13 protein-coding genes are annotated in these 21,220 nt (G+C 56.3%); 7 read left to right on the top strand and 6 right to left on the bottom strand.

Annotated features, from left to right (window positions below; genetic code table 11):
• Positions 1-435: 435 nt before the first annotated feature.
• A complete protein-coding gene (locus tag C7445_RS10755) occupies positions 436-8,514 on the bottom strand; it encodes a glycoside hydrolase family 94 protein (protein WP_134160199.1) in 8,079 nt (2,692 codons plus the stop codon).
• 261 nt (positions 8,515-8,775) lie between these two features.
• Here C7445_RS10755 and C7445_RS10750 point away from each other — a divergent pair, with 261 nt between their 5' ends.
• A complete protein-coding gene (locus C7445_RS10750) occupies positions 8,776-9,228 on the top strand; it encodes a VOC family protein (RefSeq protein WP_134160197.1) in 453 nt (150 codons plus the stop codon).
• Between the two features lie 77 nt (positions 9,229-9,305).
• Positions 9,306-10,238 (top strand): glycoside hydrolase family 113, encoded by a 933-nt coding sequence (locus C7445_RS10745; RefSeq protein ID WP_134160196.1) that lies wholly within the window; start codon positions 9,306-9,308, stop codon positions 10,236-10,238.
• 29 nt (positions 10,239-10,267) lie between these two features.
• Here C7445_RS10745 and C7445_RS10740 read toward each other — a convergent pair whose 3' ends face one another.
• Entirely contained in the window at positions 10,268-11,614 is a 1,347-nt protein-coding gene (locus tag C7445_RS10740) for a sedoheptulokinase (protein ID WP_134160194.1), read from the bottom strand.
• A 91-nt stretch (positions 11,615-11,705) separates the two neighbouring features.
• Here C7445_RS10740 and C7445_RS10735 point away from each other — a divergent pair, with 91 nt between their 5' ends.
• On the top strand, positions 11,706-11,888 hold the full coding sequence (locus C7445_RS10735) for a hypothetical protein (RefSeq protein ID WP_134160193.1): 183 nt from the start codon (positions 11,706-11,708) through the stop codon (positions 11,886-11,888).
• Between the two features lie 56 nt (positions 11,889-11,944).
• Here C7445_RS10735 and C7445_RS10730 read toward each other — a convergent pair whose 3' ends face one another.
• Complete coding sequence (locus C7445_RS10730) at positions 11,945-13,060, bottom strand: Gfo/Idh/MocA family protein (protein WP_134160191.1); 1,116 nt, start codon at positions 13,058-13,060, stop codon at positions 11,945-11,947.
• Positions 13,061-13,149: 89 nt separating this feature from the next.
• Positions 13,150-15,336 (bottom strand): alpha-galactosidase, encoded by a 2,187-nt coding sequence (locus C7445_RS10725; RefSeq protein WP_208320898.1) that lies wholly within the window; start codon positions 15,334-15,336, stop codon positions 13,150-13,152.
• 266 nt (positions 15,337-15,602) lie between these two features.
• Between C7445_RS10725 and C7445_RS10720 the strand changes: the two genes are divergently transcribed.
• From C7445_RS10720 to C7445_RS10710, 3 genes are all read left to right on the top strand, one after another.
• Positions 15,603-16,844 carry an extracellular solute-binding protein gene (locus C7445_RS10720; protein WP_166669105.1) on the top strand — a complete coding sequence of 414 codons (1,242 nt, stop codon included), beginning with the start codon at positions 15,603-15,605 and terminating at the stop codon, positions 16,842-16,844.
• Positions 16,841-18,235 (top strand): GGDEF domain-containing protein, encoded by a 1,395-nt coding sequence (locus tag C7445_RS10715; protein ID WP_134160187.1) that lies wholly within the window; start codon positions 16,841-16,843, stop codon positions 18,233-18,235. Before C7445_RS10720 ends, C7445_RS10715 begins: the two co-directional genes overlap by 4 nt.
• Before the next feature lie 64 nt (positions 18,236-18,299).
• A complete protein-coding gene (locus C7445_RS10710; protein WP_134160185.1) occupies positions 18,300-19,046 on the top strand; it encodes an SGNH/GDSL hydrolase family protein in 747 nt (248 codons plus the stop codon).
• Here C7445_RS10710 and C7445_RS10705 read toward each other — a convergent pair.
• Together C7445_RS10705 and C7445_RS10700 are read right to left on the bottom strand one after the other, a co-directional pair.
• On the bottom strand, positions 19,037-19,546 hold the full coding sequence (locus C7445_RS10705; protein ID WP_166669104.1) for a DUF3291 domain-containing protein: 510 nt from the start codon (positions 19,544-19,546) through the stop codon (positions 19,037-19,039). The two genes, C7445_RS10710 and C7445_RS10705, sit on opposite strands and share 10 nt — an antisense overlap.
• 120 nt (positions 19,547-19,666) lie before the next feature.
• Positions 19,667-20,533, bottom strand: coding sequence for an NAD-dependent epimerase/dehydratase family protein (locus tag C7445_RS10700; RefSeq protein ID WP_134160181.1), 867 nt, complete (start codon positions 20,531-20,533; stop codon positions 19,667-19,669).
• A 180-nt stretch (positions 20,534-20,713) separates the two neighbouring features.
• Between C7445_RS10700 and C7445_RS10695 the strand changes: the two genes are divergently transcribed.
• Positions 20,714-21,178, top strand: coding sequence for a hypothetical protein (locus C7445_RS10695; RefSeq protein ID WP_134160179.1), 465 nt, complete (start codon positions 20,714-20,716; stop codon positions 21,176-21,178).
• Positions 21,179-21,220: the final 42 nt, after the last annotated feature.

Below are 21,220 nucleotides of genomic sequence, written 5' to 3'. Positions count from 1 at the left end.
AAACTCTCAATGAAATCTCACTATCCCGCATACGCGAGACAGATAAACTGGCGTGGTGTGTGTTTAGTTTTCAAGGAGCGACGCTGCCGTTCGAGGCAGCCCAATCAATATATCACAGCTCACACTTCATCGTCAACCGGTAAGTTTTGCATCGCTCACTCGCTGGCGAGAACAGCTTCTTACCGACTGTGCTGCTTGGCGTCGCAAACTGCGCCGTCCGAAGCGGCATCGACTACTATACTACGCAGTCTCACGTTTGTCCACTAGAAGATGTTGGTGCAAAGCCATCATCTGAAGTGAACCTGAAGACGCGTAACTCTGCAAGATGAAGGCCGCTGAATCAGCGGCGAAAAGCATCCTAACACCTTTCGCCGCACGTGTCAAGGGGTCGTCCATTCGTCCATACCTGCTTCGCAACCGTCACACTTCCGATCGTTAGATTGCTCCGGTGACGGTCTCACGTTCAGGCTTCATCCCAAGAATCAGTGACACGTCGTGCTCACGGCCATCGTCGGCAAGTTTCAAATACTCCTCGCTCAAGCGCTGTCCATCCAACGTCCATAGACTCGTCGCCACGCGATGTTCAGCTTTGGCCTCGCAGCGCACCCGAATGCGATACGTCGCACTTTGATATCGATAGGTGATCGCAAACTCGTCCCACTCAGGCGGAACACAGGGTCGTATATACAGTCGATCCGCCCGGCGAACAACCCCCAAAATAGCCTCCAATCCAGCTTGATACATCCACCCAGCGGCCCCCGTGTACCACGACCACCCCGCCCGTCCTGGATGCGGACTTGCCGTATAGATATCGGCTGTCATGACATAGGGTTCGTTGCCGTATAACTCGACCTCACGCCTGGTTTTGGCATGGTGAATCGGGTTCAACAGCGAAAACAACTCGAATGCCTTATCGGTTCGACCCAACTTTGCCCAGGCGACAATGCTCCAAATGACGCCATGTGTATACTGCCCGCCGTTCTCGCGAATGCCAGGCGGATATCCCTGAATATATCCCGGGCTTGGATTTGTCGCATCGAACGCAGGGGTCAGAAGCCGTGCAATCTGCAGGCTGCGATCGACCAATTCGCGATCGAACGAGCGCATCGCCCGCAACTGACGCTCCGGTGGCGCAGCACCAGAGATGACGGACCAAGATTGTGCAATCGCGTCAATTCGGCACTCCCGATCCACGATGGAACCGAGCCACTGGCCCGCATCCGTGAACGCTCGGCGATACCATACGCCATCCCATGCATGCTCGTTGACATCGTGTATCAGTTGTTCGCGTGCACTCCACAAGCGGGAGCGAATGTCCGAGGTAAGCACCGGATCGTCTAAATGGAGCACGCGGTCGATCACGTCGATCAAAAACCACGCGAGCCAGACACTTTCACCTCGGCCCTGTGCACCGACGCGGCTGAAGCCGTCATTCCAATCGCCGATACCGATGAGCGGCAACCCGTGCTCACCAAAGCGAAGTCCGCGCAGGACGGCTCGTAGGCAGTGTTCCGCAATGGTGCCTGAGGCATCACCGACGACCGTGTCTTCGTAGCGCTCAAGCTCGTCTTCGGAGAGCGGCCGACTCGTGAGAAACGGAACGCGCTCGCTGAGTATGGAATGATCCCCCGTGTGCTCCACATAGCGCGAGAGCGCATACGGCAACCAAAGTAGATCGTCCGAAAACTTTGTCCGAATTCCCTTTCCGGTTTCTTCGTGCCACCAGTGTTGTACGTCACCCTCTTCGTACTGGTGCGCGGCGTTGCGGAGAATTTGTGCCCGTAGATACGCAGGATCGGCATGCAAGAGCGATAAGGCGTCTTGCAGTTGATCGCGAAAGCCGAATGCGCCCCCTGCCTGGTAAAAAGCGGTACGCGCCCACAAGCGACACGCTAGGGCTTGGTACAGAAGCCATCCATTCATCAGAATGTCAAACGACCGATCCGGCGTCGACACCTGCACCCTGCCCAACGTCTTCTGCCAAAACTCCGCCGTTTCGGCGAAGGCTTTTGCACATGCCCGAGGACCCTGGTATGTTCGCACAAGATTCTGCACCTCGTCCACGGATGGTGCGCAACCTAAGAGAACGACGACGGTTGCTTCTTTTCCTGGCTGAACTTCGATCTCGCCTCTCACGACGCCGCAGGCGTTGGATACGGCACCGCCTTTGGCCGATAGATGTCGTTCAAATAAACCCGCGGGACGGGCAAACGAACCTGATGTTCCAAAGAATGCGTCGCGATCGGCCGTCCATTCCACATCGCTCAAGCCATCCCCCGCCATGTGCAAGAACGCGATCGCACTACGAAATGTCTCTTGGTATGTGTTGCGAGCGATAAGTGTCCCGCTTTCCCTGTCCCAGTCACTGACGACAAACGAGGCCTGGCCTTCGCGCGACACACCCAGCACCCATTCCGCGTAGTAGCTAAGGGCCAGCCGCTTTGGTTGATGCCCCGTGTTGCGCAGCACCAGGCGCATCATTTTTACCGGATCGCGCGGCGGCACGCCGATGTCGAACGTCCACTCGATGCCATCTGCTGCAGCGGCAAACTGCGTTCCACCAAACCGATGTGTCACGGTATACGCGAGATGTTCGCCAGCCGGTTGCGGCGTTGCCGACATCAAATGCCCTGTGTCGAGATCGCGAATATACAGGCATTCACCAGGCGGATCCAGAACGGGATCGTTATGCCATGGTGTCAACTTATACTCCCGACTATTGCGCCACCACGTGTAGCCTGTCCCGAGTTCCGTGACCAGGCAACCAAAGTGAGGATTGGCGATCACGTTCGTCCACGGCCGCACCAAGTGTGCCCCTGGCTGCACACAGATTTGATAAGCCGTACCGCCGTCGACAAACGCACCGTATCCGTTCGCAAATTCGCCGCCGACTGGGCGCACCGGCTCTTGAGGCTGCTCACGAAGAGAGAGCGGTTCTCCGTCCAAGCGTTCCAGTTTCCGATCCGGGGTCAGTTCCCGCAATTGCGCCCCCACGCTCGGTCCATTGGCGCGCAGCCAAACCCTCGCCACGGCCGCCAATAGCGTGCGCTCCGCAGCCGACAGCTGCTCTGACTTCAGAAATGCGACACGCGTAAGCGGTGCGATGCCGCGGCGAGCAAGCGCATCCCGAATTTGATCGACCAGCGCATCGTGGTAACCGCCCTTGGTCTCGTCGATCACGGCAAGATCGATTGCCAAACCCTGCCGACACAAATACTGGTGCATGCGTGCGACGAGGACGACAAACGGCAAATCTGCAGGCGACGCGAAACTGACTGCCAGAATGGGGACATCGCCGCCTAGGCCGTGCGCCCATAATGCGGACTGACCGAGCTGATTCGCTTCGATGGCGCGCTTGCGCGGGGCAGGCAGCACAATCGTTCGCAACAAGTGTGCCGCTATCCGCTGCGCGTCAATGCTCTGTTTGGCCGATAGATGCGCGTGCCGAAGATCGATTTGCGCCCGAACCCACGCAAGCTGGAATGCACGCTCAGCCTGACGCGCTTCCCGAAACTCGGCAACCGCGGCAAACGCACGCTCCCGCTCGCTGGCGACGCTGGTCAGCGCGTAAAGCACGGCACTTGCCCCAGGTTCAAGGTGAAGACGGCGGCGTATCACAAACGCCGGATCGGCCACTGAGCCGGTTGTTCCAGCGAGCCGCCCGGCAAGCCCCTGCGGTCTGCCAAGCCCGTTGCCGCGGCCGATGAATGCGGACCGATCCGTCTCGAACTCATACGGCTCTGCCTCGCGTTCTGCAACGTACAGCGCATGGACGGCCCAGACCTCGTCGTCCTTGTCCGACCGAGGTCGGCGCTTGGCAAACAAAAAGCCTGTTTGCTCATCGTGCCCCGTCTCGACAAACAGCTTTGCAAAAGCTGGGTGGGCCAAATCCGCTGCCGGATCGGCAAGGCACAACTCGACAAACGACGTGACCTCCAACGTGCGTGACCGGCCACTCGTGTTTTTCAATTCAAGACGGCGCAATTCCACATCTTGGTCCGGCACAATGACGATGTCCAACTTACTTTCGACGTCTGCGACGGATCTCCGAAATTGCGACTTGTCCGGGCGGAAACAGACATCGACCGCGCCGCCGAGGACAGTCGGGTAGGCGGTCGCACTCCAAGCGATCTCGCTGTCGACATCGTGGATATACAATACAGGCCCGCTAAGCATCCGATGTGGGTCTTCTCGCCATCGCGTCACAGCGATCCCGTGCCAGCGCAAACTACTCTCACCACGCGCCGTGGTCACAACCGCTAGCGAGCCATTTGCCAAGGCGTTGACTTCCCAGCCGTCCACTTCCGACAGGCGGCGTTCGCCATCGGTCAAGGGTTGATCGAAATCTGGCACGTAGGCGGAACTGGTGGGGCGTTCAAGCAACGCCGCCTTTTTCGGAATCCGCTCCTGCAAAATGTACTCGGTCGCACGAACTTCAGGCACGGCATGGAAACGCCGGATCATCACATCGTCGAGCAATGCGTTCGCGATCGCGAGCATACCCATTCCTTGGTGGTGCGCCATAAAACTTTGAATCACTTCAAACGTGCGCCCTGGCGGCATGCGCTCCGGTGTAAAATCGACCGCCTCATAGTACCCATACGCACCCTTGGCACCCAGTTCGGCAAATTGTTGCAACGATTTGAGGCTTGCCTCCGGTGCCAACGGTAAAGCGAGAATCGCGGCATAGGGCGCCACCACCAACTGCCGCTCCAAGCCCCTGTCAAGTCCCAACCCAGGTACACCAAACGCGCGATATTGATAATTCAATTGATAGTCGAACGCATAATACCCGCTTTCAGATATGCCAAGAGGCACTCCACGAGCGTCCGCATACGACTGCTGGCGACGAATGACACCTCGATAGGTATCATCCCAGATAGTGTTGCGATCGTGCCGCATAATCAGGCTGGGCATCAAGTATTCGAACATAGTGCCTGACCACGACAACAACGTGCGCCATCCGTTGGCCATCGTCATCGTCCGACTGAGCGTGAACCAGTGTGATACAGGAACTTGTCCGAGCGCGATCGCGACAAAACTCGCCTGGCGCGCCTCGGATGCGAGCAGGTCGTACAAAATCGCTTCCTTTTCGTTGCGATCGACGTGAAACCCGAGTGCAAAAAGCCGCTCCGCCGGGCTGTAAAGCGGACGAAAGTCGGTGTCTTCGACAATCCGCCAGACCGCTTTGCGCAAAGCATGCAACCGATCCCGGAAGGTCGGTTCGGCTTCTGCCCACTCGGTAAGTGCCCGGTACACCACCATCAGGCTGGCGATGAAGTTGCCGGAATCGACGGTCGAAACGTAGCGGGGTGACAACGGCGCCTTGCTCTGTGTGTCGTACCAGTTGTACAGGTGGCCATGCCACGTCTCGAGAGATTGAATCGTCTGCAAAGCAGATTCGATCCGGCCAGCCATGGTCCCCGTGTCGATGAACTCAAAGTCGCGGGCAGCGACAACGCACATCAGGTACAGCCCGACGTTGGTCGGCGATGTGCGATGTGCAATGCGTTCGACAGGCTCAAACTGCACGTTGTCCGGGGGCAGCCAGTTGTCTTCGGCGGTCACGTAACGCTCATAAAACGACCAGATTTCCTTGGCCAATGCGCGCAGATCGTCAGCATGCTCCGCAATGCGCGCCAACCGCTCGTCCACCTTCGGTTCTTGACTCAGCCATCCGGCCAGCAGCTGTGCAGGAAGCCATGCACACAGTAGAACCAAGGCCAGTGTCAGCCTTCCGAGCGTGGGTTGCGCGAGGGCCGTGAGGCAACACAGGACGGTCAATACATACCCAATTGGCGCATATAGCAGGGTGTGGCTGCGCCATCGCCCGCGCTCCATATGAGCCGACGGTACCCATTCAAGCAGTTTGCGGCGGCTGATGCACATTCGATAGAGGGCCCGCAGGACAGCGTCCATATGGACAGCGGCCGTCCACGGCAAGAGTACAAACTGCACGAAGTTTTGGGCACAGGTAAACGCCGCAGACCGCCAATTCGGCGAAGTGCTTGTCACCATGGCTTCCAGTCCGCGCAGAAATGGCGCAAACAATGACACGAATCCAACTAGGCCCCATGCCCAAGCCGGGCCTGGCAACACGCCGCCTACCGCCAGCCAAAACACGGCGAACAAGGTGGGCGGCAACAGGCTGCGGCGGACGTGATCGACAATCTGCCAACGGGTCAGACCACACAAATCGACTTTCCGCGGTCGTCCATCGCGATCGCGGCAGATACGGCGCAGCCAGTACAAAAGTTGCCAATCACCACGAATCCAGCGGTGCGCCCGCCGCTGATGTGCGTACAGCGTCGCCGGTTGATCCTCAACGACTTCGATGTCGGCCACGAGGCCAGCGCGCAAAAAGCCCCCCTCCAGAATGTCGTGACTGAGTACACGGTTGTCCGGAATGCGGTTGACAAGCGCATGGTAAAACGCATCGACGTCAAACACGCCCTTGCCGACGAACAGCGCTTGTCCGAACCAGTCTTGATAAGGGTTCGCAACGGCAAACGCGTATGGATCGACACCGGTCTCGCCGGACCAGAGGGCTGCAAAACGCGATCTCTGTGTCGACGCATGGCTCACGCTCACCGCCGGTTGTAAGACGCCATAACCGGCTATTACGCGTGTGCCATCGGGGTTAAGGCGCGGTCGATTGTACGGCAAATGAATGGTGCCCACCATGCGGTTGACGACGCCGATAGGCAACTTGGTGTCGAGATCGACCGTAAACACGTAGCGCACGGCTTCCAGAATGGATGTATCACCCAAGATAGTTGTAAAACCTGTGTCGTCTTTACCGCGCAACAGCTCGACAAACTCAACCAGTTTGCCGCGCTTGCGCTCCCAGCCCATGTACACCCGGTCGACGGGATTCCATGTGCGGTCGCGATGGAATAGGTAAAACCGATGCTCTCCGTATTCTTCTTGCAACGCCGTAATGCGCTGTGAGGCACGCTCCAACAACTCCTGGTCGCTTTCACACGCCAGGGACGGAGCGTCCGGATAATCGGCAAGGATGGCAAAATGGATATATTCACCGCGATTGGCCAGGTGATGTACGAGCAACTGGTCCACTGCATCGTCTACGTCCTCGACGCTCGACCAAATGACAGGCATCACGACCATGGTCCGGGCTTCCTTGGGCAAGCCTTCGGAAAAGTCGTAACGCAGCAACGGTACGGGACGAACGCACCGCGCAATCGTCTCGTGCACCAAAACAACGACCCACTCGCTAACTGGCAACAACAGGGCCGCAAGGACGGCGCAGATCGATGCAGCGGGCAATGAAAAGCCGCCTGTCAACCAATCCGACACCATGGCGAGCAGTGCAATCAACAACACACCGGCGCCCGCGATATACGAAAGCAATGGTCGCTGCCTCACGGCCAATTCCGGCAACCGACGGGGCTTGACGCAGTTTGCCAACTCGCGGCGAAGTCTCGCAACGCCCTGGGCATCAACGAGGTAATGCCCAAAAAACGCTTCTCGGTCCGCCATCTCTTGATTGCTCGCATGTCGTTCGGCAAGCCGCACCGATGTCTCGGCGACAAGCGCTTCCGGAATGGCAAGACGTTCTGCCAGGCGCACGACGCGCTCGCGCAAGACGTCCTGGCTAGTGGCATCCAGGCGAGGATAATCGCCGAGCGGATCCCGCATCAAAATCTGATCGACGCGGCATATCCGCGAGAAGATGGGACGCCATGCAATTCGTTCGAGACGGTGTAAACTTTGTACCAAATTCCCGCAGCGCACTTGCAGTTCGGCCTGCAGCTGATGCTCCAAGGACACGATCCGTGACAGACTGTCTGCGCTGTTTTCAATATGCAACAGCAACCAGTCACGCACCACCTGAATGTCTGGCTCCCACTCGCTCAAATGGTGGACAAAGTGAACCAACTCCAGTGGTGTGAGCGACCTTCCCCCCGTGTGGCGATCCAACAGGCGTCGAACTTTTTGCTCATCTGGTCCGGTTTTCCCCACGTCGTCCAGCAGACGCTCAATGTCATGACACACTTCATGTCTGCGCCTGACTTCTGCCATGCTCGCAGCAAGTCTTTCGATGATTGCGACGCGCAAGGCATTTGGCAAAGTTGCACACTCGACGGTCGTGAGTACAGCCACTTCCTGAAAGGCCTGAATGTAAACTTCCAAGGTGTGCTCGTCATAACGACCATCGACGCTTTCTAGGTAATCGTCGCACAGAGCCAAAACGCGCAGCCGCCCGCCCCCTTGCAGCTGCGGCAACTGGCGGAGCGTCCTCTGAGGCCACTCGCGTTCTGCGACCTGTGCCTGCATCTCAATGAAGGCGACGTGATCGAGCAGCCAGTCTTCGGCAGGTTGCACACAAGTTGATCGCTTCTGCTCAAGCATGGATGCGAACGAACGCAGGAGAGCGACCTGCCGATGTACGTCTGGCCATAGGTGTGTCCTCTTGCTGCGGGATGGATCGACTGCATCGGTCAAGGCAAACTCGTGTGCACGCACTTGCAGCTCTGTATCTGTAAGAATCATAAGTCCTCCTGGAGTTGCGGAAAGGATTTGCGGATCGCAAACCGCAGACACCACCCAATGTCCAGGCGAGAACAAGGGCAGCATATGTAAACATTCCCTTTTACAGCCTTATTTATAAATACGAACGACAAACCCCAAGCCAAGGCGCAATCGTGTTAACATAGAGATGGATAGCGTCAGTACAATCGAAAGCGCTTACCGACAGGAGACAAATACGTCATCTTCTATGACGCCTAGGTCGAGCCACAGGGAGGGCAACAAGTGAGCCAAGGGATTTTAGGGACAAAAACAATTGCACAAATCGGAATTCTCGTGCACGACATTGAAGCGACGAGTCAGGCATATGCCGATCTGCTCGGAGTGGATGTGCCAGCTTGGAACTGGACGGACACAGTCGACATCGCTAAGACGGAGTACCTGGGCCAAGCTTCTGAAGCGCGTGCGAAGCTGGCGTTTTTTAACCTCGGTGGGCTGCAGTTGGAACTCATCGAACCGGATCACAACCCCAGCACTTGGCGCGAATGCCTTGATCGAAACGGCGAGGGCCCGCATCATATTGCGTTTGTGGTAAACGGAATGAAGCAGGTTGTCCAGCGCCTGGAGGAACGTGGCATGCCTGTACTTCAACGCGGGGAATACACGGGAGGACGCTACGCGTACGTCGATGCAGAGCGCGACTTCAAAGTGATTCTAGAACTTTTGGAGAACGACTAACTCCTGCGAAAGCCGAGAAACCCACATTGGGCCTCGCATAGTGTCATCAAAAACCTCACAGGAAAGGCTGTGTATTGATGTCTTTTGAGTATATCAAGGGGATGACATGGGGCTGGGTCGGCCACGCTGACACTTGGGATACCCCAGAAGCGGAGCACTCCATGCGTGAGATGGCGAAACTCGGGATCAATTGGACGGCCATCGCGTTTCAAGGCCTACAGTCCCATCCGCACGCCACCACCATTCGCTTTAACGAGCCACCGATGGTCAGCGACGCCGAGGTGGTGGCGGCCATCGCACGGGCGCATGCGCTAGGCCTGAAGGTTTGTCTGAAACCGGTCGTCAACTGTACAGATGGCACGTGGCGCGCTCATATCGATTTTCCGGACGACGCGCAAAGCCCAGATCCCTCGTGGAGCGTCTGGTTTGCCAATTACACCGAGTTCATCCTCCACTATGCCCGCATGGCAGAGGAGACGGGGTGTGAAATGTTTTGCGTCGGCTGCGAAATGGTGGCGGCAGATCGCAGAGCCGACGAGTGGCGATCGCTCATCAAACAGGTCCGCGAAGTGTATCACGGCCCAATCACCTACAACTGTAACCACCACCAGGAAGAAAAGGTAACTTGGTGGGACGCGGTCGATCTCGTCTCCACCAGCGCCTATTATCCTGAGACCGAGTGGACTGAGAGGGTTCCCGTTCTCCGTGCATTCGCGGAAAGCGTGGGAAAACCGGTATTTTTCATGGAGGTCGGGTGCCCAAGCCGGAACGGTTCCGCCATGCAGCCTTACGATTGGACACACCCTGGCGAAGTCGATCTCGAAGAACAAGCCCGCTTCTACCGCACCATGTTCGATGCCATGGCGAACGAATCTTGGTTTTACGGGTTCATGTTGTGGGACTGGCCAGCACGCCTCTACGCTCGCGAGGAGGCCGACCAAAATCGCGACTACTGCATGTATGGCAAACCTGCCGAAGACATCATCCGGTCGTTTTACAACACGCGATAAATCCTGCTCGTGAACTTCGCACGCAAACTTCACGCTGTGCCGTCCGCAAGGTAGCGGCTCGCCATCGCAGTCGCGTGGCGGGCTGCCCCCGCGGCGGCCTCTTCGCTGACGCGCGACCACAACAGACGCATACCGAAGCGACGTTCCACGCGAGCAGCCAAGTGAGGGTTCTTGCGCAATCCATTCCCCGCGCCAACAAGCTGCGATATTCGATTTTTGGTGCCTTGTGGAAGCACACTCCAATAACTGTACAACTCGTCAACCACACCGTCCAACGTGCCGATGATCAAATCGACCGGCGTGAAGTTGTCCGCCATAATGTTGTCGATCCGCCCCATCGCGGTCTCATCGCCGCGCATCCCGTAAAAAGTCGGTCGCACAGAGAGCGTACTCTCCGTTTTTCCAGCCTGTTTCGCTGCTGTCAAGGCTCCGTCCATGGCTGCGTACATCGATGCCGGCGGCGTCAAGCCACACATGGCAATCACTTGGCGAAAATACGACGCCAAAAGCGCATACGCCTGACCACCAGCCAAAGTGGCGCCAACCAATAACCCGCCGCCCGCAGGAAAAGGACGCCACTCCCAGCCTGGTACCGCTTCCCCTTCGCTCGCCCGCATAGACAGCTGTGCACCGGTCCCGACGTTGATGAACAAGCAGTGGTCGCGATCACCCACCGCGCCAAGATAGCTCGCCTGGTTATCGCCAATCGCCGGATACACCGGAATTCCGTGGAACAGACCGAGAGGCCCCTCCGGGCTGGCGCATGTGGGCAGCATCGAACTGCCGATCCCGGTGCGTTCCAGGGCGGAGCCTGCAAATGACATCGTCGCCGCGTCAAACCCACCAAGACTTGCAGCCATCGACGGATCGAGGACAGGTGCTGTCCTCTTGGTCAGGTGCAAAGCGACGGCATCTGCAAGTGTACATAGCTTTGCGGCTGCGGGCGGAACTTGACCTTGGACGACATGATAAAAATGGGTCGCCAGCCCGTAGCCGCTTGGCACCGACTGTCCCAGCTCTGCTGAAAGTGCCGCACTATAGCTCATGCCGTCTCGATACAGCGCCGCGGCTCGTCCATCCTGCCACGTGTATAAAGGGCTCACCATTTCCCCGTGTTCATCGACATAAACAATGCCGTGCATTTGCCCCGTCATGCCGATCGCCTCGATGCCATCGTGCCGATCCAAGAGTCCTTCGACGATCTCCTTCGCCAACTCGGCGATTCTCTTTGCGTCTTGCAATTTGGCGAACGACTCGCGCGCAGGCAGATCTGCAGCATGCACGTGTGTTTCCACCGCGATCGCCATATCGAGGTCGGAATCCCAAACACAGGCACCAATCGACGTCGTGCCCAAGTCAAGCCCAATGGTTTTCATCCAACATGCTTCCTTCCAAGTGGGATAACACGGCCGAAGTTGCACCACGTTAACGATGTTGAGCGTACCACGCCGAACAGGAGGTGGATAGATGGCAGACGAAGATCGCAAGTCACAAGTGGGTGCAAAGCAAGGGGACGAAGCGAAACTGGCACCGGGGCTCGATGGTGTGGAAGGCTTGAACCGCGACGCAACCCGGTCAGAAATCGCGAATGGCGAGGCCACACGCGTCGTCAAACTGGAATACGACGAATACGATCCGAGCGAATCTTGAGGCCGGTGCCCGAAAAGGGGCTGTTCCCCTTTTCGGACACCTTACGCAAAAAGCTATCAACGATGAAAGAACGAGAGCCGTACGCCCTCCTCGTCGAATCCGACTGGCCATGGCAATGGACGTTCACACCGAGTCGTCATCTCGTAATGACGCCCGCTCGCGGATGATACATGGATGCCCTCCATCATTTCCAAAACGTGCAAAGCAAGTTCGCCATTCGCCCGGTGTGGTCGTCCGGTCTTGATCGCATCCGCCATATCCGCCACCGCTAACCCGCGGCGATTTTCCGAAAAGCCGAACAAAGGTGCGACCTCCGTCCATTGTTCGGCACCTTGTCGGCGAACGCGCAAGACGCCTCCAAAGTAGTTCGGGTCCGGCACCGCAAGTGTGCCTTCCGTCCCATAAATCTCGATTCTCGGCAGTTCCGAGTGCCATACGTCAAATGATGTGACGATCGTACCGACTGCCCCTTGTTCAAACTGGAGTAAACCGGTCACATGCGTTGGCGTGGATACAGGAATACGCTCACCAAATCGATTTGCCCCAGTGATCACACGCTCTGCAAATGTCGTTTGGGCGATGCCGGCCAACTGGCGCACAGGACCCAACAGGTGTACAAGCGCCGTCAAATAATACGGCCCCATATCAAACATCGGCCCGCCCCCGGGCTGATAGAAGAAGTCTGGATTCGGATGCCAGCGCTCCGGCCCATGGCTCATCATAAACGCCGTCGCCGCAATGGGTCGGCCGATCCAGCCATCGTCAATCACTTTGCGTGCAGTCTGCAGATGGCTCCCGAGAAACGTGTCCGGGGCAGCGCCGATACGTAGACCACGGCTGTTTGCCAGTTCAACCAGAGCCTTGCCTTCCTCCGTATTCAGGGCCAATGGCTTTTCCGAATGCACGTGCTTGCCTGCGAGCAGAGCTTGACGGGCAATGTCGGCATGCGCATTCGGGATCGTCAAATTGATGACGATCTCGATCTCCGGATCAGCAAGCAGTTCCTCAACCGAGCATGCCCTCGCGATACCGAACTGAGCCGCTCGGCTCCGAGCGCGTTCCACATCAATATCGGCGCACGCGACGACGTCCATCCCAAACATCTGGCAATTTTTTAAATAGATTTCACTAATCACACCGCAACCAATCACACCAACTTTGATTTGTGCCATGCTCTCACCGTCCTCATACTCATTATACCGCTTTCAGAAATTGCTTTCAGAGCTTGGCGACCTTTCAATGACGACTTGTCTATCCCTTATCAAACTTTGCGCAACCGCATCGCGACACTCTGATACTCACCGTGCATCAGCGGCATGGCGATTCCCACACGCATGAGCAGATCGCCCGCAAAGACCTCGCCAGTCTCCTCGAGACGATAGCGGGCCGACTCTTGCAACCCCCGAAGGCGCAGCCGTCTGACTGGCTGGAGCGGATCGGGAAACACCCGAAAATATGCCACGTAAGCCTCGTCTCGCTGAGCGGAGACAAACATCCACGCCGTTTCGTTGCCTTCGAATGGACTAAGCAAACGATGGAAATCGCCAAACTGGACCAACTGGCGAATGGACTTGTATGTTGCAATTTGCTGCTTAGCCAATTCCTTTTCTTCTGGTGTGAACTTGGACAGATCGAGCTCATAACCAAAGTTCCCCGACATCGCCACATGACCGCGGAACGACAGCGGGGTTAGCCGGTGCATCTGATGATTTGGCACGGCGGAGACGTGCGCACCGATACTGCTCGCCGGATAGACAATGCTGGTCCCATACTGGATCTTCAGCCGTGAAACGCCATCGGTGTTGTCGCTCGTCCACGTCTGCGGCATGTAGTGAAGCATGCCTGGATCAAAGCGCCCGCCACCGGATGCGCAACTTTCGAACAAGACGTCGGGAAACGCCGATGTGATGCGTTCAAGTACATCGTACAAGCCCAACATGTAGCGATGTGCCGTTTCGCGTTGGCGCTCCGCCGGCAACGCGGCCGACCCAACCTCGGTCATCGGTCTGTTCATGTCCCACTTCACATAGCGAATGGGAGCGCTATGAAGCACGTTCGATACCGCTTCGACAATGAAGTCGCAGACATCGCGGCGGGATAGGTCGAGGGTTAATTGATTGCGACGCTCGGAACGCGGCCGATCAACGACGTGTAAACACCAATCCGGATGCTGACGGTACAAATCACTGTCCGGAGAGACCATTTCTGGCTCTATCCAGATACCAAACTGCAGTCCGCACGCCTCGATCCGCTTTGCCACATCGGCTAGCCCCCCGGGTAGCTTGCGCGGATCTGGGTACCAATCTCCGAGTGAGCAGTTGTCGCTGTCGCGCTTGCCAAACCAGCCGTCGTCGAGCACAAATAGCTCTACACCAAGTTCACTGCCAGCCTTGGCGATTTCGACCAGCTTATCCGTATCAAAGTGGAAATACGTCGCTTCCCAATTATTTACGAGCACAGGCCGCGGTTGATCGCGATAGCGACCGCGAGCAAGGCGCGTTCTGTATAAACGATGGTATGTCCGGGACATCTCGCCGATTCCGGCTCCAGAATAGACCAGCACCGCCTCGGGTGTATGAAACGACTCACCGGGTTCGAGCAACCAGGAAAACTCGTCCGGATGGATGCCGATTTGCACGCGGCAGCTTTGGCGCATCGGTTCAACCTCGGCCCTGGCGAGAAAATTACCGCTGTAGACGAGGCTGAATCCGTACACCTCGCCCCGTTCCTCGTCGGCGTTCGGAGTTGCGAGGGCGATGAACGGGTTATGCTTGTGCCCACTCATGCCCGATCGGCTATACACCGATTGTTCGCCCGGTACAAGCGGCCTGCGTTCGATGAATCGCTCTCGAATCCACGCCCCAGAGAGCTGGAGATACTCAAAATCGGCCCCCGACATGTCAATAGAAGCGCTAAGTGCCCGATGAAGCTGCAGCGGCATATCGCCGTGGTTGACCAAGGTCGCCGACCGCGCGATCGCGCTGTGCTGTGCAAAGGCTGTGTAGCGCAACAACACGCGCAAAGCAAGCACGGCATCGGTTAATTCAATTTCCAGTGTCTCCGCCTCATCGTCGGTCTCGACGTATGTAGCCGGCAGCCCAGCCAACTTCGGCTTTCCTGGGAAGATGCTGTGGCGTACATAGGTCAAACGGCTGGCGATGCTGCCGTCAAAGCGCTGGACCACATATGCAGGTGAACGATGATCGCCCGTACCAAACGCGGGGAATTCGTGAGGCAAGACCCCGACATCACCGCCTGCGGACTGTACAGGCCCTGCGAACGAGCCGTGATGAACCTGCAAGAGATCCTGCAATCCACCTGCGTCTTGAATCTCCTGGCCCCAGTACAAGTGGAGCAAGGTCCCATCCGGCGACACTGCCATCACGTAACTTGTGCCTTTCGCCTGAACGTGGAATATACGGCGTTGTTCGTCATAGTGAATGGTCACGCCAGATCCTCTCCTTGCATCTGTTTCTACGCTTGGTGGGTCGATATCAACATGCGCCCTCCGAGAAAGCACTTACCAAGGCACTGATGCTAGTTTAATACACCAGCGAGTAGGATTGCATTGGTGGTTTTCAAGACAAGTTGCCGCATCGAAGCTCGCCGCGAATAACCAAACGAAGAAGATTTGAGGAGTGAGAGGAAATTCCTTGGTCATATGTCGAAGTAGTATACCCAGTATGAAAAGGCTTACTTCTGGAGGTTGCAGTATTGCCGGATACCCTTGAAGTGTGGATTGTCAATGCCTATCGCGGCTCTGATACAGTAACTTTTTTGCAAGAACAATTGCGTCCCTTTCTGTCTGCCCATCCGTCCATCCGGATTGACTGGCGACTATTGACGTTTGCCAATGCGCTCACAGAGTTAGTTCGGGCATACAAGCAGGGAACGCCTCCTGACGTGTTCGAATTCGGTACGACCTGGTTGCCCACGTTTGCCCGATTAAACATGCTGTCCTGTGTTCCGCCCGGTGTGATGTCCGCCCGTCCGGCAGCGCCTTATTTGGTGTCTGCCTCACGTTACCGCGAGGATCAATATGGCGTACCCTGGACGGCTGATACCACTTGTTTCATGGCACGAAAGGATATCGTCGAGCAGTTCGGCATTGATCATACGATCCCGATCAGTTGGGAGCAGTTTTCCCAAATTTGCCGCAACATTACGGAAAATCGTCTGCACGGAAACCAACATGTTCCGCGGCCGATTCATTTCCCATGTCGACCGGAACGCGTAACATTGCACCGCATGTCTCCTTGGTTCTGGTCTGGCGGGTTCGAATTCCCAAGATTGCATGAACAACCGGTTGCGTTCATGACGTCACCGAAGTTGCTGAGCACCTTGGAGTATCTCTATGACCTCATGCACATCAGCGGATCGACAACCGAAGACGCACGAATGAGCAGCTACGAGGGGAATCTTTCGTTCTTCATGTACGGTCATACCGCCTTCCATGTCACAAGCTTGTTTGAGGCCATTCGCAACGTTGTATCCGGTCCGGATCCGACCGTGCATCAATTTCCAACGCAAGTGATTCCGGTGCCCCGCGGTCCTGCGGGATCGATTCCATACGGAGGCGGGTCGATGCTCGGCGTTTCTTCTGCAACCAAACATCCAGCAGCTGCCTGGGAACTGGTTGCTGCCCTGCAAGCGCCAAGGCTGGTCTCCGCGTGGGCCAGCTGGATTTACTCGTTGCCAGCCGTCGAGTGCGACTTTTGGGATCTTTATCTTGTAAATCCGGACATTCAAGTACTGTATGAGAACATGCAGCGGGCTCGCAGTTATCCGATGCATCCGATGTGGGGCTCCCTCGAACGTCGATTGGCCATTGGGCTTAGTGAAGTCCTGTGGCACTTGGTCGAATTCGGGAGAAATGCCGAAACGGTTGCCCGCGCGGCCCGCATCGACAGCGAAATCAACGAAATTGTCAGCCTGTACTGGGAGGTGGAGGGATGAGTGTGGAGCGTACCCTTGCAACCATTGGCTATCGCATTTCTGCCCTCCTTTTGGATGAAGATGCATCTGACGAAACGATACGACGGGCGTTTCAGATCATGTGGACCGAATTTCCGTATGCCGGGCTCATTCAGCAAGTTAGCTGCTTCATCCGCGACGTTGACAGCATGTACCGCAGCGTCGTCGATATTCAAAATGGACAGCTGTACCTAGAATCCAACTACATGTCAGAAGACCAAGTCGCATCGGTCCTCGGCAATAACAAGGACATTGTTCGCAGGCATCGCAACGGTCGCTATGAACTCTGGATTCCGGCAACATCCGACAAGTTGCTCGGCTTTGTGACCATCACGGCGCAATCCGCCTTGCCGGAATTGACCTGGTCAGCCCTGGTTGCGTTCCAACAGGCGATCTCGCTCGGCATTCGCCACTATGTCGCCTACCGTCCGCTGAAAGAACGCCTATCCTTCTTGCAATCTTTAACAGATTTATCGCGATTAATCACAGTTTCCGACAATACCGAAGCCATCTTGTTCAATCTTGTTCGGGCCGGAGTAAGTCTGCTCGGGTTTGACCGCGCGACGCTGTTTTTATTGAATGCGGACGGCACGTCGATCGAGCGGACGATCTGCGCCGCGGTAGGATCTGCACCCGTGGAATTGCGCGAAGCCCCAACCCTGCCGTTGTTCGGCGACGAACCTATGGAAATTCCCAACCTCGAGGCGGTTTGGGTGCCCATTACCGCGCACGGGCAGCGACTGGCCGCCTTGTTGCTCGACAACGTCTATTCACTGGATAAGCCACCACAGGATGCATTACAAGCCGTGATCGAACTGGGAACGCAGGTCGGCTTGGCCCTGCAGAAAAGCCAATTGATTGAAACGTTAAACGAAAAGGCGACCAAAGACGATCTCACCGGCCTGCATCGCGTCGACTACTTTTATGAATGTGCAAACGCGCAATTGACCCGCCATACCGCTCTCGGCATCCCTTGCAGCCTTGTCATGCTCGATATCGATTCTTTCAAAGAAATCAATGACTCCTACGGTCACCCTGCAGGCGATGCTGTGTTGGTGCAAACAGCAGACGTCATCCGCCGTACCATCCCAACTGGTGCGATCGCGGGGCGCATTGGTGGAGATGAGTTTGTCATTCTCGTGCCTGGAGCCAGTGCGACGGTGGGACAAGCGTTCGGCAACGCCGTTTTGCAGGCCTTTGCTTCACCGTCCGGCGTGTCCGTCCCTGGAGGGCGTCCTTTGACCGCGTCGATTGGCGTTGCCGTGTCCCCTGACGACGGGGTGAGCGTAAGTGAACTGATTCAGGCAGCTGACAAGGCCATGTATCAATCGAAGCGTGCTGGCAAAGCCCGCGTCAGTGTGGCCACTAGGTAGTCATCTCCCATCCGCGTGCAATCTAGCGTCCGATCCGCTAGGATTAGATGGGAGTTGACAGGACATGCGCAAACTTCAACTAGTAATCTCATCCTTTGCAGTAGCCGCTTGCGCCATCCTCGCGACCGCGGAGCCTACCGCGCGCACACCGGTAGGCGCATCACTGACGACCGCGCCGCAAACCCTGCAAACGGTGCGCGTGATGGCGATTGGCGGCTCCATTGCCCACGGTTGGGACGATACACCTTCATTAGGCGGGTACTTAGCACGAACATTCCGATCCTTGTCACGGAATCGGACAACGTATGTGTTCACCAACGAATCCTCAGAAGGCAAAGGTCCGTCATACTATGTGACGCGAATGAACGAGCTTTTGACAAAAGATAAGCCAAATCTAGTCGTCATCTCATTTGGGATGCTCAACGACTTATTTGATCATCATCCAATGTCGAAGATGAACCAGGACGTGGTGGAAGAGGTTCGCGATGCATTGGCTCACAACGCCCAGGTCGTCCTCATTACACCGCCGGTGGTCGGTGCCTCGTACGTCGAATTCAAGAATCAAGAAGGTCCGGCTCTTGCTTCTGAAATCCGCGCTGTAGCCGCATTGCACAATCCGAACGTGCATGTCGTGGACTTATTTTCTCAGATGAAAAACTACCTGCGCGTTCACCACCAAACATGGGAGATGTATGCGGCTGACGGTTGGCATCCAAATATTGCTGGACATGCCTTGGCAGCCGCCATGTTGACTGCTGACCTGAAACAGGACCGCTGGCTCAGCCAAACTCCGATCCCGCCTCAAGCGTAATCGCGCAGCTTGCGAAAGTCCGCTTGCAGGCCATGCTCGTCATACGGGTGTTTCAAATCGAAAGCATATGGCGACGGCCCCTCTTGAATCATGTAGTTCATGCGGCGGGCTCCTTCCTCGACGAGAGCGCGATCGTCAACAGGAAAAGCCGCATCATCGAACCACCATAATACGTCATATACTGCTCTCCCATTTGGCATTTTCTCGTACGCATCCGGCAGCTCGCGCATGGCGCGCCGATGGAGATGCGTTTTGTACGTGAAATGAAAAACAGACTCCAAATCCCGCCAGACGGTCATCGTATACGTTAAGAAACCGTTTTCAACGGAGACGTCAGGTTTTGGCGGACGATAGCCACTCGGGAACGCTATGTGCAAAAGTCCTGCTTCCTCCTGAACCTTTGCGAAAAGTGCTTCCCGAAGGAATTGATGGTGGTTAACCAGAAGCGGAGATTGTTCACTGATAAAGCCGACTGTGTAGACGCCGAGCCGATACCCCATACTCATTCCTCCCAGATGTCCGGTATTGCCGCCAATCGAAAGACGCCCCGTCCGCCGCCCGGAAGGCGGCGACAGGTTCCAACCATATGATTGATGATCGCAAATGATGTTCGAAACAATCTATTGACAGAGGGAATCCGCAAGACGTTTTACCTCGTCTCGCCAGTGATATACCGGCTGCCAACCAAGCAGTTCCTTGGCCTTGCGATTGGCAAGCAACGTTTCATAACCGTCGAGATCTGCCCGTATGTCCTTGACGTCCGGGTACGTTGAGTGCAAGAGCTCGCGATTAGTCATATCCATGCTCGACCAGTCGGCCGCGATGTTCAACTTGACGGCCCCAAGCCCTTCCTTCTCAATCGCAAGCCGATAGGCCACAGCGGCATCCCGAGCGTCGATGTACGACCACAAAATGGTCTTACGAATCTCGGGATTTTTTAAGAAGGTCGGGAAGTTTTGGTACATATCAGGCGTAATGACATTCCCCATGCGGAATGAGACGATTTGCATGCCAGTTCGACGATGGAACATGTCTGCAGTCAACTCGTTGACGACCTTCGATAGACCATACGCGTCCTGCGGCAACTGTGGGTGATCTTCGTCAATGGGAACGTAAGCGGGAGAAAACGGGTGTCGCGCGAACACCAAACCGTATGACGATTCACTTGACGTGATCACAGCCTTCCGAATGCCGAGTGCAGCCGCTGCTTCGAGCACGTTATAGGTGCTGACGACGTTGGTTGCAAACGTGGTGGCGTCAGGTCGAATCCCAACGCGCGGAATGGCGGCGACGTGCACCAATGCATCTGCGCCCTCCAACACTGCAAACGCCTCGCCGAGATTTGTCAAATCAGCCAACAGCGTCGGACACAGCGGATCATTCGGATGGCGTGTATCGACGTTAAGAACCTCGTACCCGGCCTCCACAAATTCACGGACAACCCACGGTCCTAATAGACCACTGCCTCCTGTGACAACGACTCGCATGAGTAGACCTCATCCCCTATTCGATGGCAAGTAGACCAGAGTAAGCCCCTTCATTGTACACCCAAGTTTGGATTCAGGCAGCCTCTGTGCATCAAAAAGGCTGATTTCGGGGACGATGCCTAGCGAGTACACATCATGCTGGCCAAGCTAGGCACGCGGGTTCACAGAGGAGGACTTCTCGTGGAGCGATTCGAAGAACAATTGACGCGCATTCGCGACCGATTCGAAGCCGCAAACGCCGCTTCTCACGTTGTCACAAGCCAAACGGAAACCAAGGAGAGCCTCGTTGCTTTGTTCAACGACATTGCGAGAACGCTACATGAGACGGATCCGAATCTTGAAGCCAAAGTCATTACGACCAAATCCGTCGAATTGGCTGTCGCCTTTTTGAACTCCCATTTTTACTCTCCACGCTGTAAAGTCACGGCGAAGTATAACGATGGCAACGTCGACGTGCGGGCAACCGATGAATTTTGGCAACAGGCTCCCAACGAAAATGGCCTGTGGGGCGACTGGATTGACGAGCAGATCATTTACCAAGGCTCCTATTCGGATGAACTCATACGCGATGCGATCGAGAAGACCGTTCTAACCTGGTACGAACGCCTGAAGGAAAACGGAGATCCTGGCCTGACGCCGCAGTGACGGCAACAGGCCAGGATCTCTCACGCCTCGGCGGCCTGCCAA

It is taken from the genome of Alicyclobacillus sacchari, assembly GCF_004366795.1.
Lineage (GTDB): Bacteria > Bacillota > Bacilli > Alicyclobacillales > Alicyclobacillaceae > Alicyclobacillus > Alicyclobacillus sacchari.
Note: the sequence above shows the minus strand (reverse complement) of the source record. Positions and strands in the feature narration are given on the sequence as shown.

Bases quoted from the DNA above. Each gene is read 5' to 3' on its own strand.
- C7445_RS10755 (WP_134160199.1), bottom strand. From the start codon at position 8,514: ATGATTCTTACAGATACAGAGCTGCAAGTGCGTGCACACGAGTTTGCC.
- C7445_RS10745 (WP_134160196.1), top strand. From the start codon at position 9,306: ATGTCTTTTGAGTATATCAAGGGGATGACATGGGGCTGGGTCGGCCAC.
- C7445_RS10740 (WP_134160194.1), bottom strand. From the start codon at position 11,614: ATGAAAACCATTGGGCTTGACTTGGGCACGACGTCGATTGGTGCCTGT.
- C7445_RS10735 (WP_134160193.1), top strand. From the start codon at position 11,706: ATGGCAGACGAAGATCGCAAGTCACAAGTGGGTGCAAAGCAAGGGGAC.
- C7445_RS10730 (WP_134160191.1), bottom strand. From the start codon at position 13,060: ATGGCACAAATCAAAGTTGGTGTGATTGGTTGCGGTGTGATTAGTGAA.
- C7445_RS10715 (WP_134160187.1), top strand. From the start codon at position 16,841: ATGAGTGTGGAGCGTACCCTTGCAACCATTGGCTATCGCATTTCTGCC.
- C7445_RS10710 (WP_134160185.1), top strand. From the start codon at position 18,300: ATGCGCAAACTTCAACTAGTAATCTCATCCTTTGCAGTAGCCGCTTGC.
- C7445_RS10705 (WP_166669104.1), bottom strand. From the start codon at position 19,546: ATGGGGTATCGGCTCGGCGTCTACACAGTCGGCTTTATCAGTGAACAA.
- C7445_RS10700 (WP_134160181.1), bottom strand. From the start codon at position 20,533: ATGCGAGTCGTTGTCACAGGAGGCAGTGGTCTATTAGGACCGTGGGTT.